Origin of the sequence: Hymenobacter sp. (genome assembly GCF_036387835.1) — a bacterium.
GTDB lineage: Bacteria > Bacteroidota > Bacteroidia > Cytophagales > Hymenobacteraceae > Hymenobacter.
Genome location: NZ_DASVSY010000036.1, coordinates 52,473 through 72,414, shown reverse-complemented (window position 1 = coordinate 72,414; position 19,942 = coordinate 52,473). Strand labels below are relative to the sequence as shown.

Annotated in this window: 13 protein-coding genes; 12 read left to right on the top strand and 1 reads right to left on the bottom strand. The window is 60.8% G+C overall.

All coding sequences use genetic code 11. The features are described 5' to 3' along the window. Positions 1-96 precede the first annotated feature (96 nt). The 12 genes from VF639_RS07025 to VF639_RS06970 all read left to right on the top strand — a co-directional run bounded on the left by VF639_RS07025 (position 97) and on the right by VF639_RS06970 (position 18,308). Positions 97-1,635 (top strand): MFS transporter, encoded by a 1,539-nt coding sequence (locus VF639_RS07025; RefSeq protein ID WP_331145182.1) that lies wholly within the window; start codon positions 97-99, stop codon positions 1,633-1,635. A gap of 172 nt (positions 1,636-1,807) precedes the next feature. Then, positions 1,808-2,026 carry a hypothetical protein gene (locus VF639_RS07020; protein WP_331145181.1) on the top strand — a complete coding sequence of 73 codons (219 nt, stop codon included), beginning with the start codon at positions 1,808-1,810 and terminating at the stop codon, positions 2,024-2,026. A gap of 112 nt (positions 2,027-2,138) precedes the next feature. Next, positions 2,139-4,898, top strand: coding sequence for a sensor histidine kinase (locus VF639_RS07015; RefSeq protein ID WP_331145180.1), 2,760 nt, complete (start codon positions 2,139-2,141; stop codon positions 4,896-4,898). Positions 4,899-5,041: 143 nt separating this feature from the next. Continuing rightward, positions 5,042-5,437, top strand: coding sequence for a response regulator transcription factor (locus VF639_RS07010; RefSeq protein WP_331145179.1), 396 nt, complete (start codon positions 5,042-5,044; stop codon positions 5,435-5,437). A 204-nt stretch (positions 5,438-5,641) separates the two neighbouring features. Beyond that, entirely contained in the window at positions 5,642-7,567 is a 1,926-nt protein-coding gene (acs, locus tag VF639_RS07005; RefSeq protein WP_331145178.1) for an acetate--CoA ligase, read from the top strand. A 638-nt stretch (positions 7,568-8,205) separates the two neighbouring features. Next, complete coding sequence (gene cobT / locus VF639_RS07000) at positions 8,206-9,258, top strand: nicotinate-nucleotide--dimethylbenzimidazole phosphoribosyltransferase (protein ID WP_331145177.1); 1,053 nt, start codon at positions 8,206-8,208, stop codon at positions 9,256-9,258. Further along, entirely contained in the window at positions 9,258-10,052 is a 795-nt protein-coding gene (locus VF639_RS06995; RefSeq protein ID WP_331145176.1) for an adenosylcobinamide-GDP ribazoletransferase, read from the top strand. The genes cobT and VF639_RS06995 overlap by 1 nt, the downstream gene beginning before the upstream one ends. Further along, positions 10,037-10,615, top strand: a complete 579-nt coding sequence (gene cobC / locus VF639_RS06990) for an alpha-ribazole phosphatase family protein (RefSeq protein WP_331145175.1) — start codon at positions 10,037-10,039, stop codon at positions 10,613-10,615. The genes VF639_RS06995 and cobC overlap by 16 nt, the downstream gene beginning before the upstream one ends. 192 nt (positions 10,616-10,807) lie before the next feature. Then, positions 10,808-12,457: a tetratricopeptide repeat protein gene (locus tag VF639_RS06985; RefSeq protein ID WP_331145174.1), complete on the top strand. Its 1,650-nt coding sequence runs from the start codon at positions 10,808-10,810 to the stop codon at positions 12,455-12,457. Positions 12,458-12,685: 228 nt separating this feature from the next. After that, positions 12,686-15,403, top strand: coding sequence for a TonB-dependent receptor (locus VF639_RS06980; protein ID WP_331145173.1), 2,718 nt, complete (start codon positions 12,686-12,688; stop codon positions 15,401-15,403). A gap of 121 nt (positions 15,404-15,524) precedes the next feature. Continuing rightward, positions 15,525-16,925 carry a hypothetical protein gene (locus tag VF639_RS06975; protein ID WP_331145172.1) on the top strand — a complete coding sequence of 467 codons (1,401 nt, stop codon included), beginning with the start codon at positions 15,525-15,527 and terminating at the stop codon, positions 16,923-16,925. A 210-nt stretch (positions 16,926-17,135) separates the two neighbouring features. Continuing rightward, the gene (locus VF639_RS06970; protein WP_331145171.1) at positions 17,136-18,308 is read left to right on the top strand and encodes a phytase; all 1,173 of its coding nucleotides are present in this window, start codon (positions 17,136-17,138) and stop codon (positions 18,306-18,308) included. A gap of 314 nt (positions 18,309-18,622) precedes the next feature. On the opposite strand, the gene fahA is transcribed toward VF639_RS06970, so the two are convergent. Then, positions 18,623-19,909, bottom strand: a complete 1,287-nt coding sequence (fahA, locus tag VF639_RS06965) for a fumarylacetoacetase (protein ID WP_331145170.1) — start codon at positions 19,907-19,909, stop codon at positions 18,623-18,625. Positions 19,910-19,942 lie beyond the last annotated feature (33 nt).

Sequence of the window (19,942 nt, the reverse complement as noted above, 5' to 3'; positions counted from 1 at the left end):
AGCTCCTGGCTCCTAGCTTCTGGCTCCTCCCAACTAGCTCCTAGCTCCTCCCGACTAGCTACCGACATTCCACTTCAAAAAACACCCACATTCATTATGAACCAGAACCTACCCCAGCGAGATTCCGGGGCGTACTCCGGAGCCGCGCCGCTGGCCGGGGCCGCCGAAACCGTGGCCCACGACAACAACAGCACCTCCAGCAGCAAAATCTGGCAGGTGATTACCGCCTCGTCGGTGGGCACCGTTATCGAATGGTACGACTTCTACATCTTCGGCTCCCTGGCCACCATCATCGGACCGGTGCTGTTCGGCTCGAAGGGCAAGATTGAAGACACGCTGCTAGGGGCCTTGGCTGTGTTTGGAGCGGGGTTTGTGGTGCGGCCGTTCGGGGCCGTGTTCTTCGGCCGCATCGGCGACATGATCGGGCGCAAGTACACGTTTCTGCTGACGCTGCTCATCATGGGTGGCGCCACCTTCGTGACGGGCCTGATTCCGGGCTACGACAAAATCGGGCTGGCGGCGCCGGCCATTGTGGTGGTGCTGCGCCTGTTGCAGGGCCTGGCCCTGGGCGGCGAATACGGCGGCGCGACCACCTACGTGGCCGAATATGCCCCCGACAACCGCCGCGGCTACTACACCAGCTTCATCCAGATTACGGCCACGGCCGGCCTGTTTCTGTCGGTGCTCGTGATTCTGGCTACCCGCAAGCTGCTCGGCGAAGACGCCTTCAAAGAGTGGGGCTGGCGCGTTCCGTTTCTGCTCTCGGGTGTTCTGATTATTGCCTCCTACTACATCCGGCGCCGGCTGGCCGAGTCGCCGCTGTTTGCCAAAGCCAAGGCCGAGGGCAAAACCAGCACTAACCCGCTGCGCGAGTCGTTTGTGAACCCCGTCAACCGCCGGTTGGTACTCATTGCCTTGTTTGGGGCCACCATGGGCCAGGGAGTGGTCTGGTACACCGGTCAGTTCTACGCCTACTCGTTTATGCTCTCGACGCTGAAAATGAGCATCGTGGACGCCGCCATCGTGCTGTGCAGCGCCTTGCTGATGGCCACGCCGTTTTTCGTGTACTTCGGCAGCCTTTCTGACCGGATCGGGCGCAAGAAAATTATCATGATGGGCCTCTTGTGCGGGGCGCTGTTTACCATCCCTATCTTTTACGGTATCAAGGCCTTCGCCGGCCCGCTCACCGAGAAAACGGCCGCCATTCCTGCCACCGTCGATGCGGCCGGTGCCGCCGTAGCCGCCGTGCCGGCCGTCATGCAGTCGGCCTCGCCGCAGCTGCTCCCCATGACGCTGCTCGTGTTCTGTCTGGTGCTGTTCGTGACCATGGCCTACGGCCCGATTGCCGCCTACCTCGTCGAGCTGTTCCCGACCAAAGTGCGCTACACGTCTTTGTCGTTGCCCTACCACATCGGCAACGGCGTATTCGGCGGGTTTGTGCCCTTCATTGCCACCTCGCTTACGGTGTGGGCCGCCGCGCAGCCCGAAGGCACCTTCACCAAAGAGTACAGCAGCCTGATGGGCCTTATCTATCCGGTGGCCATTGCCCTGATCTGCTTCCTGATCGGCTCGGCCCTGATGAAAGACGTGCGCAACGTGCGCCTGATGGACGACGACCCCACCGACGCCCGGTAACCCGACAGAATAGCCGGACTCTCAACTGATTTGTTTTCACAGCCCTTCCTGAAAAGTCCGTCGGGCGCTGGTTCGGCGGACTTTCTTGTTGTGATTGGTGATTGTTGGAGGTTGATTGTTATCCCACTTCACCAATCACCAATCAGCCATCAACACAATTAACAATCACTCCATGCTCCCCATGTCGCCACAAGAGCAGGCCGAACAGCGGCGCGGGCAGCGGCTGCTGTTCGTGAGTTTGCTGTTCGGCGTGCTGCTCAACTTCCCGCTGTTGGCCGTCTTCAACCACGACGGTCGGGTAGGGGGCGTACCGGTGCTCTACCTCTACGTGCTGCTGGCCTGGCTGGCATTGGTTGTCCTCACCGCCTGGTTGGTAAAGGTGAAATTGTGAAGTTGTGAGATGGTGATTTTGCTGTGCTGTTTGCGCCACTTGCGCAGATGGCGCAGACTCGTGCCAGCAGAACGTCAAATTCACAAACTCACAACTTCACAATTTCACCACTATGTCCAAGCTGCTGGTTATCGGCTTTTCGCTCGGCTATCTGGCGCTGCTCTTCGGGGTGGCGTATGCGGCGGAGCGGCGGGCGGGGTCGGCGCGGAGTAGCTTGGTGAACAACCCGTATGTGTACGCCCTGAGCATGGCCGTGTACTGCACCGCCTGGACCTACTACGGGTCGGTGGGGCGGGCGGCGCACTTCGGGCTGGAGTTCGTGGGTATCTACTTGGGCCCCACGCTGATGGCCCCGGCCGCGTGGCTGGTGCTGCGCAAAATCATCCGGATTTGCCGCGTGCAACGCCTCACCTCCATTGCCGATTTTATTTCGGCCCGCTACGGCAAAAGCGCTTCGCTCGGGGCGCTGGCCACGGTGGTGTGCGTGCTCGGCATCGTACCCTACATATCGTTGCAAATCAAGGCTATTGCCGCCTCCTTCGACATCATCACCCGCGGGCCCGATGCCTTGCAGCTGCCGCTGGAAGGCGCCGCGGCTAGCTCGGCGCTGTACACCACAGTGGCGCTGGCCTTCTTCACCATCATCTTTGGGGTGCGCTCCATCGAGGCCACCGAGCGGCACGAAGGCATGGTGCTGGCCGTGGCCCTGGAAAGTCTGGTGAAGCTGGTGGCGTTTTTGGGGGCTGGTATCTTCGTCACCTTCGGGCTGTTCAATGGCTTCTCCGACGTGTTTACGCAGGCCGCCGCCGTGCCCGACCTGAGCCGGCTGTTTACGCTGAGCGGGGCGGGCATTGGCAGCGGGCAGTGGTTTACCTTGCTCTTGCTGAGTATGGCCGCCATTCTGGTGCTGCCGCGGCAGTTTCAGGTGTCGGTGGTCGAGAATGTCAACGAAGACCACTTGCGCAAGGCCATGTGGCTGTTTCCGCTCTACCTCATCGTCATCAACCTGTTTGTGCTGCCGTTGGCCTTTGGCGGGCGGCTGCTTTCTGGCCCCAACTTCGATGCCGATACGTTTGTGCTGGCTTTGCCCTTGCAAGCCGGGCATCCGTGGCTGGCTCTGTTTATCTACATCGGCGGGCTGTCGGCGGCTTCCTCCATGATTATCGTGGAAACCATTGCCTTGAGTGTGATGATGAGCAACCACTTGCTGATGCCGCTGCTGGTGCGCATTCCGGCTACGCAAATCGAAGGGCCGAGCTGGTTTGCTTACTTGGGCAAAGTGGCCCTGAACAGCCGCCGGCTGGCGGTGGTGCTGGTGCTGCTGCTGGCCTACGGCTACTACATACGGGTGGGGCATTTGCTGCCGCTGGTTAATATCGGGCTGGTGTCGTTTGCGGCGGTGGCGCAGCTTGTGCCGGTGGTGCTTGGCGGGCTCTACTGGAAGGGCGGCAACCGGCAAGGCGCCACGGCGGGCCTTCTGGCAGGGTTCGGGGTGTGGTTTTTCACGCTGGTGGTACCCACGATGGTGGGGCCGCATATGCTGAGCGAAACACTGCTTTCTGAGGGCCTGTTTGGTTGGGAAGGACTGCGGCCCTTCGCGCTGTTCGGACTAGAAGGGCTCGACTATCTGTCGCACGGGCTGTTTTGGAGCTGGTTTTTCAACATCGGCTTCTACGTGGGTGTCTCGCTGCTGCGCGGTCCCTCGGCGCTGGAACAGCGGCAGGCCGACCTTTTCGTGGGTGTATTTCACGACCGTAACGCTACGGAGCGGCCCGCCGGCTGGCAAGGCGCCGCCCCGCTGCCCGACGTGCGGGCTTTGCTTAACGGCTTCCTTGGCAAGCGCCGCGCCAGTCAGGCCCTGCGGGCGTTTGCCGAGCGGTTTCCCGATGCCCATCCCGCCAACGACGTAGCCCCGCCCCAAGCCGATCCGCGCCTGCTGGCCTACGCCGAAAAGCTGCTGGCCGGCAGCATTGGCCCCGCCTCGGCCCGGTTGCTGCTGTCTTCCTCAATCGGCGTGGAAGACATCAGCTTCGACAACGTAGTAGGCATTCTGCGCGAAAGTCAGCAGCTGCTCGAAGTGAACCGCCAGCTGCACAAGCAGCAGCGGCAGCTTCAGCGCCTCACCGACGAGCTGCGCGCCGCCTACGACCAACTCCAAGCCCTCGACCACGACAAAGACGAGTTTCTGGCCACCGTCACGCACGAGCTGCGCACTCCGCTCACCAGCATCCGGGCCCTGTCGGAAATCCTGACCGACAACCCCGATCTGGAACAAGAAGAGCGCCAGCGCTTTCAGCTCACCATTACGCGGGAGTCAGAGCGGCTGAGCCGGCTTATTTCGCTGGTGCTGGACCTGGAAAAGTACGAGTCCGGCCAGGCTACCCTCGACCGGGAACCGCTCGACCCGGTGGAAATCCTCAACGACGCCATCGAGTCGGTGGGGCAGCTGCTGCGCGACAAGCAGATCCGGCTGGATGTGGAAGCGCCGCCCGGTTTGCCCCAACTCTCCGCCGACCGGGACCGGCTGATGCAGGTGCTGGTAAACTTGCTGAGCAACGCCATCAAGTCGTGCCGGGCTGATGGCAGCGGCCACATCCGGGTAGCGGCCGAGCTGCCCCCGGCCCCGCCCGGTACGCCGCCCACCCTCCGCTTGGTGGTGCACGACAACGGCAAAGGCATCGAAGCCGCCTTCCACACGCTCATCTTCGACAAGTTCTTTCAAGCCAAAAACCAAACCATGCGCAAACCCGAAGGCTCGGGCCTCGGCCTAGCCATCACCAAAAAGATAGTGGAGCTGCATGCCGGCCGCATTTGGGTGGAAAGTCAGCCCGACCAAGGCGCCCGGTTCTCGGTGGAAATACCGGTGGGGTAATTCTGAATTCTGAATGTAGAATTAGAATTATGAAGTAGCCAGCCGTAGCAGCATTAGAAAGCACAATTGCCAGTCCGCTTTCAGCAACTCCGACTTCCAAAGTAAAGCCTCCCGCCAATCACCAGTAATTCAGAATTCCTCCCATGCCTCCTCACATATTAATCGTGGATGATGAGCCCAACATTGTGATGTCGCTCGAATTTCTGATGCGTAAGAACGGCTATGCGGTCAGTATTGCCCGCAACGGTACCGAGGCGCTTGAGGCCGTGGACCGCGCCCCCGTGGATATCGTATTACTTGACATTATGATGCCGGACGTGGACGGCTACCAGGTTTGCCGCCACATTAAAGCCCGTCCCGACCGGGCTACCACCAAAATCGTCTTCCTTTCCGCCAAAACCAAAGATGCCGACATTCAAAAAGGCTACGAAGCCGGCGCCGACCTCTACATTCCCAAGCCCTTCAGCACCCGCCAGCTCATGGTAAAAGTGCGGGAGCTGCTGGTTCAATCGCACCCCCAAGCCGACCTCACCCCCTAAACCCCTTTGCCAAGAGAGAGGGGAAACTAGCGCTAGCACTAACTGCCTCACCCCTAGCCCCTCTCCGAAAAGAGGGGGGCCTAGTTTTAGAAATTCGTTTGGCTCCCCCTTCTCTTCGATTTCGCGCATCAAGCGGCGAAAGGGGGCCGGGGGTGAGGCCCCCACCAGAACACCATTTCACCACTTCACAATTTCACCATCCCCATGCCCGACGCACCCACCAAACATGCCCGCATCCGCACGCTGGAAGAGTACCAAGATGCTTACAGCCGCAGCATTGCCAACCCCGAACAGTTTTGGGCGGAGGTAGCCGAGCCGTTCACCTGGCGCCGCAAGTGGGACAACGTGATGAACGCCGACATGGTCGCCGGCAAAAACGAGTGGTTTGGGGGCGCCCGCCTCAACATCACCGAAAACTGCCTGGACCGTCACCTGGCGGCGCGCGGCAACAAGCTGGCCATCATCTACGAGCCCAACGACCCCAAAACCCGCCACCTGCGCCTGACTTACCGCGAGCTGCACCAAGAGGTCTGCAAGTTTGCCAACGTGCTGCACAACAACGGCGTGGAAAAAGGCGACCGGGTGTGCCTCTACATGCCCATGATTCCACAATTGGCCATTGCCGTACTGGCCTGTGCCCGCATTGGGGCCGTGCATTCAGTGGTGTTTGCGGGCTTCTCTGCCACCGCCATTGCCGACCGAGTCAACGACGCGCAAGCTACCGTGGTGCTGACGGCCGACGGCCTGAACCGCGGCGCCAAGCAGATTCCGGTGAAGCGCGTGGTAGACGAGGCCCTGGAAAGCTGCCCCGGCGTGCGCCGCGTGATTGTGGTAGAGCACTTGGGCTGGCCCGTACAAATGAAGGAAGGCCGCGACGTATGGTACCACGAAGAAGCGGAAGACGTAGCCAAAACCTGCCCCGCCGAGGAAATGGACGCCGAAGATCCGCTCTTCATCCTTTACACCTCCGGCAGCACCGGCAAGCCCAAAGGCGTGGTACACAGCACGGCCGGCTACATGGTCTGGACCGATTACACGTTCCGCAACGTCTTCCAAATCGAGGAAAACGACATCTACTGGTGCACCGCTGACATTGGGTGGGTGACGGGCCACTCGTACCTGCTGTATGGGCCACTGCTGGCCGGGGGCACCACCGTTATGTTCGAGGGCATTCCTACCTATCCGGATGCCGGGCGCTTCTGGGAAGTAATTGACAAGCACTCAGTTACCGTGTTCTACACCGCGCCCACTGCCATCCGAAGCCTGATGGCCTCCCCGCTCGACAACGTGCTAAGCTACTCGCTGGATTCGTTGCGGGTGTTGGGGTCGGTGGGCGAGCCTATCAACGAGGAAGCCTGGCACTGGTACCACACCCACGTCGGGAAGGAGCGCTGCCCCATTGTGGATACCTGGTGGCAAACCGAAACCGCCGGCATCATGATTTCGGCGCTGGCAGGCATCACGCCGAGCGTACCGGCCCGCGCGGGCCTGCCGTTGCCGGGCGTGTTGCCGGTGTTGCTTTCGCAGGAAGGCAAGGAGATTGAAGGCAACGGCGAAGAAGGCTACCTGGCCATCAAAAACAGCTGGCCCGGCATCATCCGGACCACTTACGGCGACCATGAGCGCGCCCGCCAAACCTACTTCGCGCCCTATCCAGGCTACTACTTCACCGGCGACGGCGCCCGCCGCGACGAGCAGGGCCTCTACCGCATCATCGGCCGCGTCGATGACGTTATCAACGTGAGTGGCCACCGGTTTGGCACGGCCGAAATTGAAAACGCCATCAACCAAAACGCCAACGTGGTGGAATCGGCCGTGGTCGGCTACCCGCACGACGTCAAAGGCCAGGGCATCTACGCCTATGTCATCTGCCGCGCCGGCGCCTGCGACAAAGACGCCGACAAGTCGCATATTGAAGCCAGCATCATCGAAACCATCGTGGCCGAAATCGGCAAAATCGCCAAGCCCGACAAGATTCAGATTGTGTCGGGTTTGCCGAAAACCCGCTCCGGCAAAATCATGCGCCGCATCCTGCGCAAAGTAGCCGAAGGCGAAATATCCAACCTCGGCGACACCACCACCTTGCTCGACCCGGCCGTAGTCGACGAGATTATCGGCGGGCGGAAGTAGGGGAGGCGCTTGCCTTGAATGCCACTTATCTTACCAACCCGGATGGTGACGGAACTCCCGCTACCATCCGGGTTTTTAATGAAAACCTGTTTCAATAGAAACCGGTAGGCAAACCATCACCCTTTCCGCGCACTTCGACGGGCAATAAATACGACTGGATGAGCCATTCTAGTTGGAGCCGGGTAGCCGGCTAATGGGTACTATTATGCCGGCATCCGAAGCTCAGCAGTGGGGCCAGCAATTAGCCGCCAACGTAGCGGCAGGTAAGCTTGACTCTCTAGCTAGCGGAGGAGGCACTGCGCAAGTTACGCGAAGGCCGCCCGACTCCGCGGCGGTGAAACATCAGGCTGCGACGCGCTTTTGGCAGGCATCCGATAAACCGCCGAAAGAAATTTAGCAACTAGCCGACAAGAGCTATGACTTAATGGTTGCCAAATTCTTTGCACCCGTCCTTGCATTTCAAGAAGGTTGGCCGTTTCTGGTCGGCGCGAGAGGGCTGAATTACCGGGCTTTAGGGGTGGAAGCCAAGGATGTTTTGGTGTGGTTCCGGATTGGGCGGCCCGAAGAATACGGCCAGTTGATAGGCTGAGTAACCTCATTCCGCGCCGCGCCGTTACCTTCGCGCCAAAACCTACCTTATGCCCGACTTTCATATTCAGCCGCTCAACCACGAGCTAGCCACTGCCCTGCAACTTGAAATAGACAGCAAAACCAAGCCGCTAGGAGCGCTTGGCGACCTGGAGGCCCTGGCCCGCCAGATAGGGCTAATTCAGCAAACCCTCACGCCTCAACTCCGCCAGCCCCACGTGCTGGTCTTTGCCGCCGACCACGGCATTGCCACCGAAGGCGTAAGCAAATACCCGCAGGAAGTCACTTACCAGATGGTGCTGAACTTTCTGAATGGTGGGGCGGCCATCAACGTGTTTTGTCGGCAGCAGGGCATGGAGCTGAAAGTGGTGGACGCCGGCGTGAAAGGCAGCTTTGCCGATTTCCCAGCCGTCGTCAATCAAAAGATTGCCGAAGGCACCCGCAATTTCCTGCACGAGCCAGCCATGAGCCTGGCGCAGTGCGAGCAGGCGCTAGCCGCAGGAGCTAAACTGGCGCGCGAACTGGCTGCCACTGGCTGCAACGTGCTCGGCTTCGGTGAAATGGGCATTGCCAACACCTCGGCGGCCGCTTTGCTGATGCATCGGTTCACTGGCCTGCCCCTCCCGGACTGCCTAGGGCGCGGCACTGGCCTCGACGACGAGCAACTCACCCACAAAGCCACCATCCTGACGGCGGCGGCTCAGCAACACGCGGCCGTAACCGCGCCGCTGGAAGTGCTGGCCACGTTCGGCGGCTTCGAGATAGTGCAGATGGCCGGGGCCATGCTGGCCGCCGCCGAGTTAGGGCTGGTGCTGCTGATTGACGGATTTATTGCCACGGCGGCTTTGCTGGCGGCGGCGGCGCTGCACCCGGCCGTGCGGGAATACTGCGTGTTCTGCCATCAGTCCGAGGAAACCGGGCATCGGCGGATGCTGACGTACCTGGCGGCGCGGCCATTGCTGAACTTGAACCTGCGGTTGGGGGAGGGTACGGGCTGCGCGCTGGCTTACCCGCTGCTGGTATCGGCCGTGAGCTTCCTCAATGAAATGGCTTCTTTTGAAAGTGCTGGTGTAAGTCAGAGCGAAGTGCCCGTTCCCGCGTGATGCGCCGCCAAGTCGAGCTGTTTTTCACGGCGCTCATGTTTTATACCCGCGTCCCGTGCCCGAAATGGATGGGGCATTCCGACGACAAGCTCAACAAGTCCACCATTTATTTCCCGGTTATTGGCTGGTTGGTGGGTGGCGCGGCGGCAGGCGTGTATGGGGTGCTGCACTACGTTTTTCCGCTGGAAGTGGCCTTGTTGCTGAGCATGATAGTTGGTATCCAACTCACGGGGGCCTTCCACGAAGATGGCTTTGCCGACGTGTGCGACGGTTTCGGGGGTGGCTGGACCAAGCTGCGTATCCTCGAAATCATGAAAGACAGCCGCTTGGGCACCTATGGCGTAACGGGCTTGGGGCTGATGCTGACGCTGAAGTTTCTGGCGCTGAAGGCTGTAGCATCCGCTCCTGGCCTGCCTCTCTGGCACGTGGTGCCGGTGCTGGTAGTGGCGCATTCCCTGAGCCGCGCCACAGCGCTTTCCTTTATCTACACCCACGAATACGCCCGCGAAAACGAGGACAGCAAAGCCAAGCCCGTCGCCAAGAAAATGAGCGCGAGAGAGTTTGGAATCGGGCTGCTGTTGGGGCTGCTGCCGCTGCTGGCCTATGCCGCCTGGCTGCGCAACGGCTGGCTGCTCTTGGTGTTGCTGCCGTTGGCACTGGTGAAATGGTACCTGGCCCGCTATTTTCAGAAATGGATCGGCGGCTACACCGGCGACTGTTTGGGCGCCACCCAACAAGTAGCGGAGGTGGTGGTCTACCTGTTTTTCTGCTCCCGACTATGGACATATACCTGATTCGCCACACCCGCGTAGCCACGCCCGCCGGCATCTGCTACGGCAACTCCGACGTGCCCGTGGCCGCCACCTACCCCGAAGACGAGGCCGCGGTGCGCGCCCGGCTGGCCCCCATTTTGGCGGCCGGCCCGGTGGTGGCGTACAGCAGCCCACTCACCCGTTGCCGCTCCCTGGCCGAAGCCCTGGCGCCCGGCCCCATCCACTTCGACGACCGGCTCCGCGAGTACGACTTCGGTCGGTGGGAGCTACAGCCCTGGAACACTCTGCCCGCCGCCGAACTAGACCCCTGGATGGCCGACTACGTGCAGGTGCCCGCCCCCGGCGGCGAAAGTTTCCTCGACCTTGCCGCCCGCACCACCGCCTTCCTCAACGACGTGCTAGCCCACCCCAACGCCCCGCAAACCGCCTTGCTGTTCTGCCATTCGGCCGTCATCCGCAGCCTGCTGTGCCATTGCCTCGGCCTGCCGCTGGCCAACGCCTTCCGGCTGGATATCGACTACGGCTCCATTTCCAAAGTGCGCCACAGCCAAGGCCGGTTCAACGTGGCTTATACGAATGGGTGAAATGGTGAGATGGTGAGTTTTACGTTCTGGCCGCGCGGGTCTGCGCCAACTGCGCAAATGGCGCAAGCCGAACGTAAAACTCACCATCTCACCATTTCACCATCTTACCACCTCACCGCGCTTCACAATTTGATAAAATTCTGTCGAGGTAATGATTGGGTAATTTGCCGGCCTGAAAAATCCATCTTGTGAATGACAAGGATTCAATCAATTGGCCGGCTGCTTTTCTTGCTGAGTGCGTTGCTGGCGCTACCGGCCGCCACGTGGGCGCAGCCCGCCCTGGTAAACCACATCGAGCAGTTCAAGCCGGCGCTGCTGCCTGTCGGCCAGCCTGATTCGGTGCTGCGGGTGTTGAAAAGCAAGTACAACAAAGCCACCGAAGACCACGACGAGGCCACCGCCGCCACTAGCTTGCAGGAAATGGGGCGCATGTGCTACCACCTCGGCCAGTATCCGCAGGCGTTCAACTTCTACTTTAAAGCCAGTAAGCAGTTAAGCAAGCTCGGCAACCAAGACCAGCTCGCCGACAACCTCAACGACCTCGGCACGCTCTACTACTTCAACAAGCAGCCCCGGCAGGCCCGCCAGCAGTACAAGCATGCCCTGGCCTTTTATCAGCGCACCGCCAACCACAACGGCTTGGCCGTAACCTACGGCAACGTCGGGCACCTGTGCGAGAAGCTGGAGCGCTACGACAGCGCCTTTTACTACCAGCACCTGGCGTTGCAGCACTACCAGCAAAGCGCCAACAAGGCCGGTATGGCCAAGATTTACGAGAACATCGGCAGCATCTTCGAAGACCGGGCCCGCTACGATTCGGCGCACTACTACTTCCAGCAAGCCCTGCGCCTGACCCGCCAAAGCGGCGACGAAATTCAGCAAATCGAGATTCTCAACAACCTCGGCGACGTGCTGCGCCGCACCGGCCGCTACAGTGCTGGCTTGCGCGCTACCCGGCAGGCGCTGGCGCTGGCCCTCAAAACCGGCGAGCATCACCAGCTCAGCGGCGCCTACAACGACCTAGCCAAAACCTTCAGCCTGCTCGGCCGCAACGACAGCGCCTATTACTACTCGGCCTGGAGCCGCAAGTACCAGGCGGCCACTTATTCGGCCACCAACCAGCAGCAGCTGGCCTTGCTCCAGACGCTGTACGATCTGGAGCGGAAAGACCAGCAAATCAGCCAGCTCGACCAGGCTCGCTACGCCAATAGCATCATGATGGTGGCCATGGTAGGAGTGGGGGCGCTGCTGGTGGTGTTGGGCGCCGTGGTTATCAGCCGGCAGCGGCTGAAAATCAGGAGCGGGCAGGCGCTCAGCGAGCAAAACCAGCGCATGTACGAAACGCAGCGCGAGCTGATGCAGCTAGAGCTGCGCAACAAGGCCCTGGAAGAAGAAAGCCTCAAGCAGGAGCTGGCGGTGCGGAGCCGGGAATTGAGCACCCACACGCTGCACGTTATCCAGAAAAATCAGCTGCTGGAAGAGCTGCGCGGCCAGCTCGGCGAGCTGGTGAAAGACGACAAGCGCGACCAGAAGAAACAGCTCAAGCAGCTGCTGCACCAAATCGGGCAGAGCGTGCATCACGACCAGCATTGGGAAGACTTCCGCGTCACGTTCGAGCAGGTGCACCAGCCGTTTTTCGACAACTTGCAGCAGCACTGCAGCACCCTCACGGCCGGGGAGCGGCGGCTGGTGGCACTGCTCAAAATGAACCTCACCTCGCAGGACATTGCCACCTCCTTGGGCGTGTCGTTGGACAGCCTGCGGGTGATGCGCTACCGCCTGCGCAAGCGCCTGAACCTGGCTGCCGGCGAGAATCTGACTACTTTTCTGCAAACCCTTTGATGGCGCTTTGCCAGCACGGCCTGTTCTGGTAACACAAGCATAATGGCTGGTGGATTTTGTTTATAAATAACTGATTGTTAATAGATTGGCAAGCGTAAAATTCCGGTTGTAACAGATTGTTTACGGGGTGTTTGGGGCTGTTGCCTTTTTGTTCACGGTGCATTTTTGGCGGATGGGAAGAACAGACTGGACTTTTAAGCCAGCAAGTCAGCTACCACTTCCCTCGTTATGCGCCCATTGTACTCGCTCCTGATTTTTCTGTTGGCCTGGCCGCTCATCGGGCTGGCCGGCACCGTGAAAGGCCGCGTGACGGATGCCCGCACAGGAGAGCCGCTGGTCGGGTCGGTGGTGTATCTGAAGAATACCACCTACAACGGTCTCGCCGGGTTGGACGGCTCGTTTACGCTGCGCGACGTGCCGGTGGGCGAGTACGAGCTAGTGAGCCAGCTAACCGGCTACGCCCCGCTGACGCAGCCGTTGCACGTCACGGAAGCCAGTCCAAGCCCGGTGCTGAACCTGCGTCTGACCGACCAAAACCAGCAGCTCAGCGAGGTGACCGTGCGGGGCCAGCTCAACCCCGAAGACGAAAACGCCGCCCGCCGCACTGAGCAAATAGCCCCGAGCGTGATGAACGTGGTATCAGCCCAAGCCATCCAGGTTTCGCCCGACATTACGGTGGCCAACGTGCTGCAGCGCGTATCGGGCGTGACGCTGGAGCGCGGCACCAATGGCGACGGCCGCTACGCCATTCTGCGCGGCATGGACAAGCGCTACAACTACACGCTCGTCAACGGCATCAAGATTCCCTCGCCCGACCCCTACAACCGCTACGTCCCGCTCGACATCTTCCCCGCCGACCTGCTCCAGCGCCTCGAAGTCACGAAGGCCCTGACGCCGAGCATGGAAGGCGACGCTATCGGGGGCGTGGTGAACATGGTGATGAAAGACGCCCCCGCCGAGCGCCAGCTTACCGGCCAGCTCGGCACCGGCTACAGCCAGCTGTTTTTCGACCGGCCGTTTCAACGCTTCGATAAAAGCGCCATCAACCGTAAGTCGCCGGCCGAGCGGTTTGGGCCTGAGTATCCGGCGCAAGCCAGTGATTTTCCGTGGCTGGAATTTTCGCGCCGTACGCCGGCTCCCAACTTGGTTGGCAACCTGACGTATGGCAGCCGCTTTGGTAAGGAACAGCAGTTGGGCGTGCTGCTGGCGGGCTCTTATCAGAACACCAGCCGGGGCTCCGACGGCTACTTTTTCGATGCCAACATCGACATCAACAACCAGCCCCAAATCAAGGAGCTACGCGTGCAGCAATACTCCACCCAACAGCTGCGCAGCGGCCTGAACGCCAAGCTCGACTACCGCCTGAACGCCCGCAACTCGCTGCGCTTCTACGGGGTGTACCTGCGCCTCGACGAGCTGCAAACCCGCTACCAATCCGATACCACCTACAAGCGCCCCGCTCTTCCCGACGTAGATTTGCTGATTCGCTCGCGCTACCAGCGCCAGGGCATTGCCAACGGCACCTTGCAGGGAGAGCACGCGCTTGGCCGGCTAGCCGTCACGTGGTCGGCGGTGTACTCGCGCGCCACCAACGACGTGCCCGACTTGGCCGAGCAGCCCCTCAAGTTCACCTCGTCGGGCAACCGCTACCAGGACGCCAGCCGCATCTGGCTCGACAACATCGACCAGGATAAGGCGCTGTACCTCAACCTGACCTACCACCTCACCGACCTGCTCGACCTCTCGGCCGGCGGCCTCTATCGCGACAAAGACCGCACCAACCGTTTCCTCTCGTACCAGCTCCGGGCCTCGGGCCAGCCCGCCACCGACGAGGGCGATATTCGGAGCGAGTTGTACACGGTGTTCAACCCGCTCGGCATCTACGTGGGAGCCAACAATTACACGGCCACCGAGAAAATTGCGGCCGGCTACGGGCAGTTTCGCTTCACGAAGGGCGCTTTGGAAGTGCTCGGCGGCGTCCGCGTCGAGCACACCGACCAGGCCTACCTCACCAGCCTGCCCCGCACCGAAGCCGCCTACCAGGGCCGCCAGCTCTACACCGACGTGCTGCCGAGCTTGCACGTGCGCTACGCCCTAAGCAAGCACCAGAACCTGCGGGCCTCGTATTTCTCGTCGATCAGCCGCCCGAGCTACTTCGAAATTACGCCCTACAACAACTCCGGCACCGTAACCGAAACCTTCGCCGAAGCCGGCAACCCGTACTTGAAACGCACCCAAGCCGCCAACCTGGATTTGCGCTACGAGTACTTCGGCACCGGCAACGACCAGGTGCTGGCCGGGGTGTTCTACAAGCGCATCAACAACCCCATCGAGTACGCCCTGGTACAGGTGCCCAACACCACCCTGACGGTGTACCAGCCCACCAACTTCGGCTCGGCCACCAACTACGGCTTCGAATGGGTAGGCACGAAGTTTTGGGGCTTGGTTGGAGTGTCCACCAACTACACGTTCACGGTATCGGCCATCATCACCGAAAAAGCCCGCACGCCGACCACCGACGACCCGCGCAGCCGGGTGATGCAGGAGCGGCCCTTGCAGGGACAGTCCAAGCACGTGGCCAACGGCTCGTTGCTCTACAAAAACGTGCGCAACGGCCTGGATCTGCAATTGGCCTACGTCTACACCGGCGCCCGCATCGTGCAAGTCGACCGTTTTGTGGGCCTCGACTATTGGCAGCGGGCACAGTCGCAGCTGGATTTCTCGGCTGAAAAACGCCTCACCAAAGCTGCGGCCCGCTACGGCCTGACTGCCTACGTGAAGGTGCAGAACCTGCTCAACACGCCCTATCAGGTAGACATCCGGACGCCTAATCCTTACTACGGCACCACCAATCAGTTCCCCTACCAGGACCGCGCCGACCGGCTGGCCGTCGTCAACCAAACCTACAAGGCCTTCTACCTAGCCGGCCTGCGGTTTCGGCTGTAACCCTGCGGGAAAGGTGAATTTGTGCAAGGGGAAGTTGTGCGAAGGCACTGCTTCCCCTTGCACTATCTCACTACTTCACCCTTCACAAATTCACCACTTCACCTTTCACCTCAATACAACCATGTTCACGAAAACCTACTTTAACCGCGCGGCCGGGGTGCTGCTGCTTGCTTCCGGCGCGGCGTTGTCGTCGTGCGAGGATTCCACGGAGGTAGCCAAGCCGGAGCGTCTGGTGGGCGAGAAATTTTCGGGCGACACGCTGCGCAGCCCCTTGAAAGGCACTATTCCGGGCCGTACGGCGCCTTACTACATGACCAAGGACGTAACCGTGAACGATGGTGACACGCTCTGGCTGCAAGCCGGCGTCAAAATTATCGTGATTGGCAACCCGCGCTCCACCAACACGTTCGGGCAGGCCACCAACAACCCCACGTTCTTCATCAACGGCGTGCTGCTGAGCACCGGCACCAAGGAGCAGCCCGTCAGCATCACCATCCCCGACAACCTCAAAGGCGACCCAACGGCCGTGGTAGACGTGGCCGCCGACCCCGCTTTTAAAGGCTATTGGGGCGGCATCAACGGCGACGGGGCCACCCTGATTGCGCTGCAATGGACCAACATCGGGTACGTGGGCGGCCCGTACGGCGCCAATGCCCCCTCCGGCTACGAGGCCGGCGCCCCCAAATACGGCATCTCGATGCTGGCCAGCAAAGCCAACGCCCGGTTTGTGCTGGAAGACTCTTACCTGCACGGCTCCGTTGACGACTGCGTACGCCTGCAAAACGCGAAGTTCAGCGTGATGCGCAACAAGTTCGAGAAAACCGGCAAGGCAGGCGGCGACGCCGTCAACGTGAAGGAAAGCTGCGAAGGCGATATTGCCTACAACGTATTCGTGGGTGGCTCCACCAACGGCGTGAAAGTGGCCTCGAAGGCCGGTGCCGTGCCGCAAACCAACGTGGCCACCTACAACAACACCTTCGTCAACTGCGGTTACCGCCAAACTAAATCGGGCCGCGGCGGCTCCATCAACTACGAAGTGCAAGCCAAAGGTCTGGTTTATAACAACCTGATTGCCAACTGCCGCTTCGGCCTGCGCATGCGTTCCGACGATGCGCCCGACGCCGCCAACACCCGCTACGACAACCAGTTCTACTACGCCAACACCGCCGACCAGGTAGCGCAGTTCAACGCCGCCACTGCCGGCTCCCTCACCACCAACCAGCCCGCCGATACCCGCGGTGCGGCCCAAGAAAACAACCCCCGGTTCCAGGCCTTCGACCTCGCCACGGCCGCCGGTACCACCGCCGCCCCAAGCGCCACCATCCAGGCCACCAACTTCCTGAAGCCCGCCGATAACCTGCGGCTACAGGCAGGCTCACCCGCCATTGGCAAGGGCCGCACGTCTTTCCAGCCGCTGAACACGGCGCCGGTAACTATATCGGGCATCTTCCAATCCACGGTTTCCGCGCCGGGCGCCGATGCCGGTGCTTACCAGTCGAACGGCACGGGCAACCTGCAATAAGCAAGGGCGAAGTGGTGCCACGACATTTTCCCGTCGTGGTACCACTATCGTTGAACGGCTGCTAGTTGAACGACTGGCGTTGAACGGCTCGTCTTGGTTCATATCAGGCAGTTATCAGCAACGATAGTGGTGCCACGACGGGAAAATGTCGTGGCACCACACCCCCGCAAGTTCACTACCACATTTGTTTACCCTCGATTCTCTTTGCTGGTGCCTGTAACCATCTTTCTCAACTTCCCGGTACTTGGCCAACTGACGGCCCTGCTGCTGACGGCTGCTCTCGCCACCAACTGCGGCCACACCACGCAAGGCGGCCGCCCCGCCTTGTCGCGCCCAACGGCCACTACCGCTGGCGTAATACAGCCCGTTGTTGTCACCGATACCGTCCGCTACGACACCGACGATCCTGCCATCTGGATCAACTCCCAAGACCCCGCCCAAAGCCTGGTCATCGGCACCGACAAGGCGTCGGATGGGGGCTTGTATGTGTTCGACTTGCAGGGTAAAATCGTGCCGGGTAAGGTGGTACGGAACCTCCGCCGCCCCGACAATGTGGACGTAGCCTACGGCCTGAAGCTAAACGGCCGCCTCACCGATTTCGCCCTGACCACCGAGCGGGAAACCTCGAAGCTGCGCGCCTTCCGCCTCCCCAACATGCAGCCGCTGGACAACGGCAACCTAACCGTGTTTGCCGGCGAGCCGGAAGCCGACCAACTGCCGATGGGCATTGCCCTCTACACCCGCCCCACCGACGGCGCCTTGTTTGCCATCGTCAGCCGCAAAGTGGGCCCCAAGCAAAACTACCTGTGGCAATACCAACTCACCGACGACGGCACCGGGCACTTGAAAGCCACGCTGGTGCGGAAGTTTGGGAAGTGGAGCGGCAAAAAAGAAATCGAATCGGTAGCCGTGGACAACGAGCTAGGCTACGTCTATTATTCTGATGAGGGTGTGGGCGTGCGCCAGTATTTCGCCGACCCCGCCCGCGGCAACGCCGAGTTAGCCCTGTTCGCCACCACCGGCTTCACCGAAGACCACGAAGGCATTTCCATCTACAAAACCAGCCCAACCACCGGCTACCTGCTCGTCTCCGACCAGGCCGCCAACCAGTTCCACATCTTCCGCCGCGAAGGCACCCTCAACAAGCCCTACGACCACCCGCTGCTAAAAGTAGTCCGCGTAGCCGCCCACATCAGCGACGGTTCCGACGTAACGAGTGCCCCTCTGAATCAGCAGTTTCAGCACGGCCTGTTCGTCGCCATGTCAGAAGAGAAAAACTTCCACTATTATCGTTGGGAAGACCTCGCCGGCAAGGACTTATACGTGTCGCCTACCGTCAGCCCAAAAGGAAAGGCCACCGGGTTAGCGGGCCGCCGGAAATAGAACGTGTGTACTTATTGAAAAAGCAAAGCCTTGGCTCCGAGAAAGAGTTAGGGCTTTGCTTTCAATGAAGAAGCTATTTTAACGAGTAGCCGCTCACAGTGTCGAGCCGCCGCGTAGTGGCTACAGGTTGGTAGTACACAGTTTGAAAAAGGTGTTGCGCCGCGTAGCGGTGCCAGAGGCGCTAGTAGGGGACCTTGTACCGCTACGCGGCAATACGTCACCGAATGCGTAGTTTCTACCAATCTGTAGCCGCTACACGGCTGCCCGGTAACACTCGGCAGTATCAGTTGGCTGCGACTTTATGCTACTGTCGTTCAACTTCCCGCTGCGGGCAGCACCGTGCCGCGCACCTCCCCGAAACCAATCCGTACGCCGTCTTTCTCGCAGTAGCCGCGCATGGCTACGGTGTCGCCGTCGAGCAGGAAGCTGCGCTCCGAGCCATCCACCAGAGGGACGGGGCGGGTGCCGCGCCAGGCGAGTTCCAGCATCGAGCCGAGCGAGTCGGGGGTGGGGCCGCTGATGGTGCCGGAGGCGTAGAGGTCGCCGACTTCGAGGTTGCAGCCGTTGCTGCTCTGGTGGGTGAGCTGTTGGGCCATGCTCCAGTACATGTGCTGGAAGTTGGTGCGCGAAACAACCGTTTCCGCGCTGTCTGCGGGTTGCAGGCCTACTTCTAGGTTGATGTCGAAGTTGTGGGCATCGAGTTGGCGCAGGTAGAGCAGCGGCTCGGGTTCCTGCACCGGACCGGGCACGCGGAACGGCTCCAGCGCATCGAGCGTGACTATCCACGGCGAGATGCTGCAACCGAAGCTCTTGCCCAAAAACGGCCCGAGCGGCACGTACTCCCAACTCTGGATGTCGCGCGCGCTCCAGTCGTTGAACAGCACCAGCCCAAAAATGTGGTCTTCGGCGTACTGCAGCGGGATGGTGTCGCCGAGGGTTGAGTTTTTGCCCACTACAAAAGCCATTTCCAACTCGAAGTCGAGTTGCTGGGAGGGGCCGAAGGTGGGGGCGTCGGCATCCGGTGCCTTGCGCTGCCCGTTGGGCCGGCGGATATCGGTGCCCGATACCACGATGCTGCTGGCCCGGCCGTGGTAGCCAATCGGGATGTGGCGCCAGTTAGGCAGCAGCGCATTGGCCGGGTCGCGGAACATCATGCCTACGTTGGTGGCGTGCTCGATACTGCTGTAGAAATCGGTGTAGTTGTGGGGCTTCACCGGCCGCAGCATCCGCACCTCGCTTTGGCGGACTAGGCACTCGCGCATCACTTCCGGGTTGCTGGAAAGAGCGGGGTTGTCGTGGCGAAGCAGCTCACTTACGCGCTGGCGCACGGCCCGCCACGCTGGTCGGCCCAAGGCAATAAACTGGTTGAGCGTTCGGCGCCGAAATACCTTGGGCATCTTCGGCCCCAAGTCCAGGTCGGAGAAGTAGCCGAACTGCGCCACGGCGTACAAATCCAGCGCGTAGTCTCCAATGGCCACCCCGAGGCGCGGCCCGCGTTCCTCTATTTCAAATACCCCAAACGGCAGGTTCTGGATGGGAAAATCACTGGTGGGTGGAATATCAATCCAGGAGCGGAGCGTGGGGTCGTTGGGGTTGGCCATAAAGGGGACTGGCAGTAGGGTGAGGCGTAAAGG

Excerpts from the sequence above, each read along its gene's own strand:
- VF639_RS06975 (WP_331145172.1), top strand. The coding sequence starts at position 15,525 with ATGTTCACGAAAACCTACTTTAACCGCGCGGCCGGGGTGCTGCTGCTT.
- acs (WP_331145178.1), top strand. The coding sequence starts at position 5,642 with ATGCCCGACGCACCCACCAAACATGCCCGCATCCGCACGCTGGAAGAG.
- VF639_RS07010 (WP_331145179.1), top strand. The coding sequence starts at position 5,042 with ATGCCTCCTCACATATTAATCGTGGATGATGAGCCCAACATTGTGATG.
- VF639_RS06995 (WP_331145176.1), top strand. The coding sequence starts at position 9,258 with ATGCGCCGCCAAGTCGAGCTGTTTTTCACGGCGCTCATGTTTTATACC.
- VF639_RS07015 (WP_331145180.1), top strand. The coding sequence starts at position 2,139 with ATGTCCAAGCTGCTGGTTATCGGCTTTTCGCTCGGCTATCTGGCGCTG.
- cobT (WP_331145177.1), top strand. The coding sequence starts at position 8,206 with ATGCCCGACTTTCATATTCAGCCGCTCAACCACGAGCTAGCCACTGCC.
- fahA (WP_331145170.1), bottom strand. The coding sequence starts at position 19,909 with ATGGCCAACCCCAACGACCCCACGCTCCGCTCCTGGATTGATATTCCA.
- VF639_RS06980 (WP_331145173.1), top strand. The coding sequence starts at position 12,686 with ATGCGCCCATTGTACTCGCTCCTGATTTTTCTGTTGGCCTGGCCGCTC.
- VF639_RS06985 (WP_331145174.1), top strand. The coding sequence starts at position 10,808 with ATGACAAGGATTCAATCAATTGGCCGGCTGCTTTTCTTGCTGAGTGCG.
- cobC (WP_331145175.1), top strand. The coding sequence starts at position 10,037 with ATGGACATATACCTGATTCGCCACACCCGCGTAGCCACGCCCGCCGGC.
- VF639_RS07020 (WP_331145181.1), top strand. The coding sequence starts at position 1,808 with ATGCTCCCCATGTCGCCACAAGAGCAGGCCGAACAGCGGCGCGGGCAG.
- VF639_RS07025 (WP_331145182.1), top strand. The coding sequence starts at position 97 with ATGAACCAGAACCTACCCCAGCGAGATTCCGGGGCGTACTCCGGAGCC.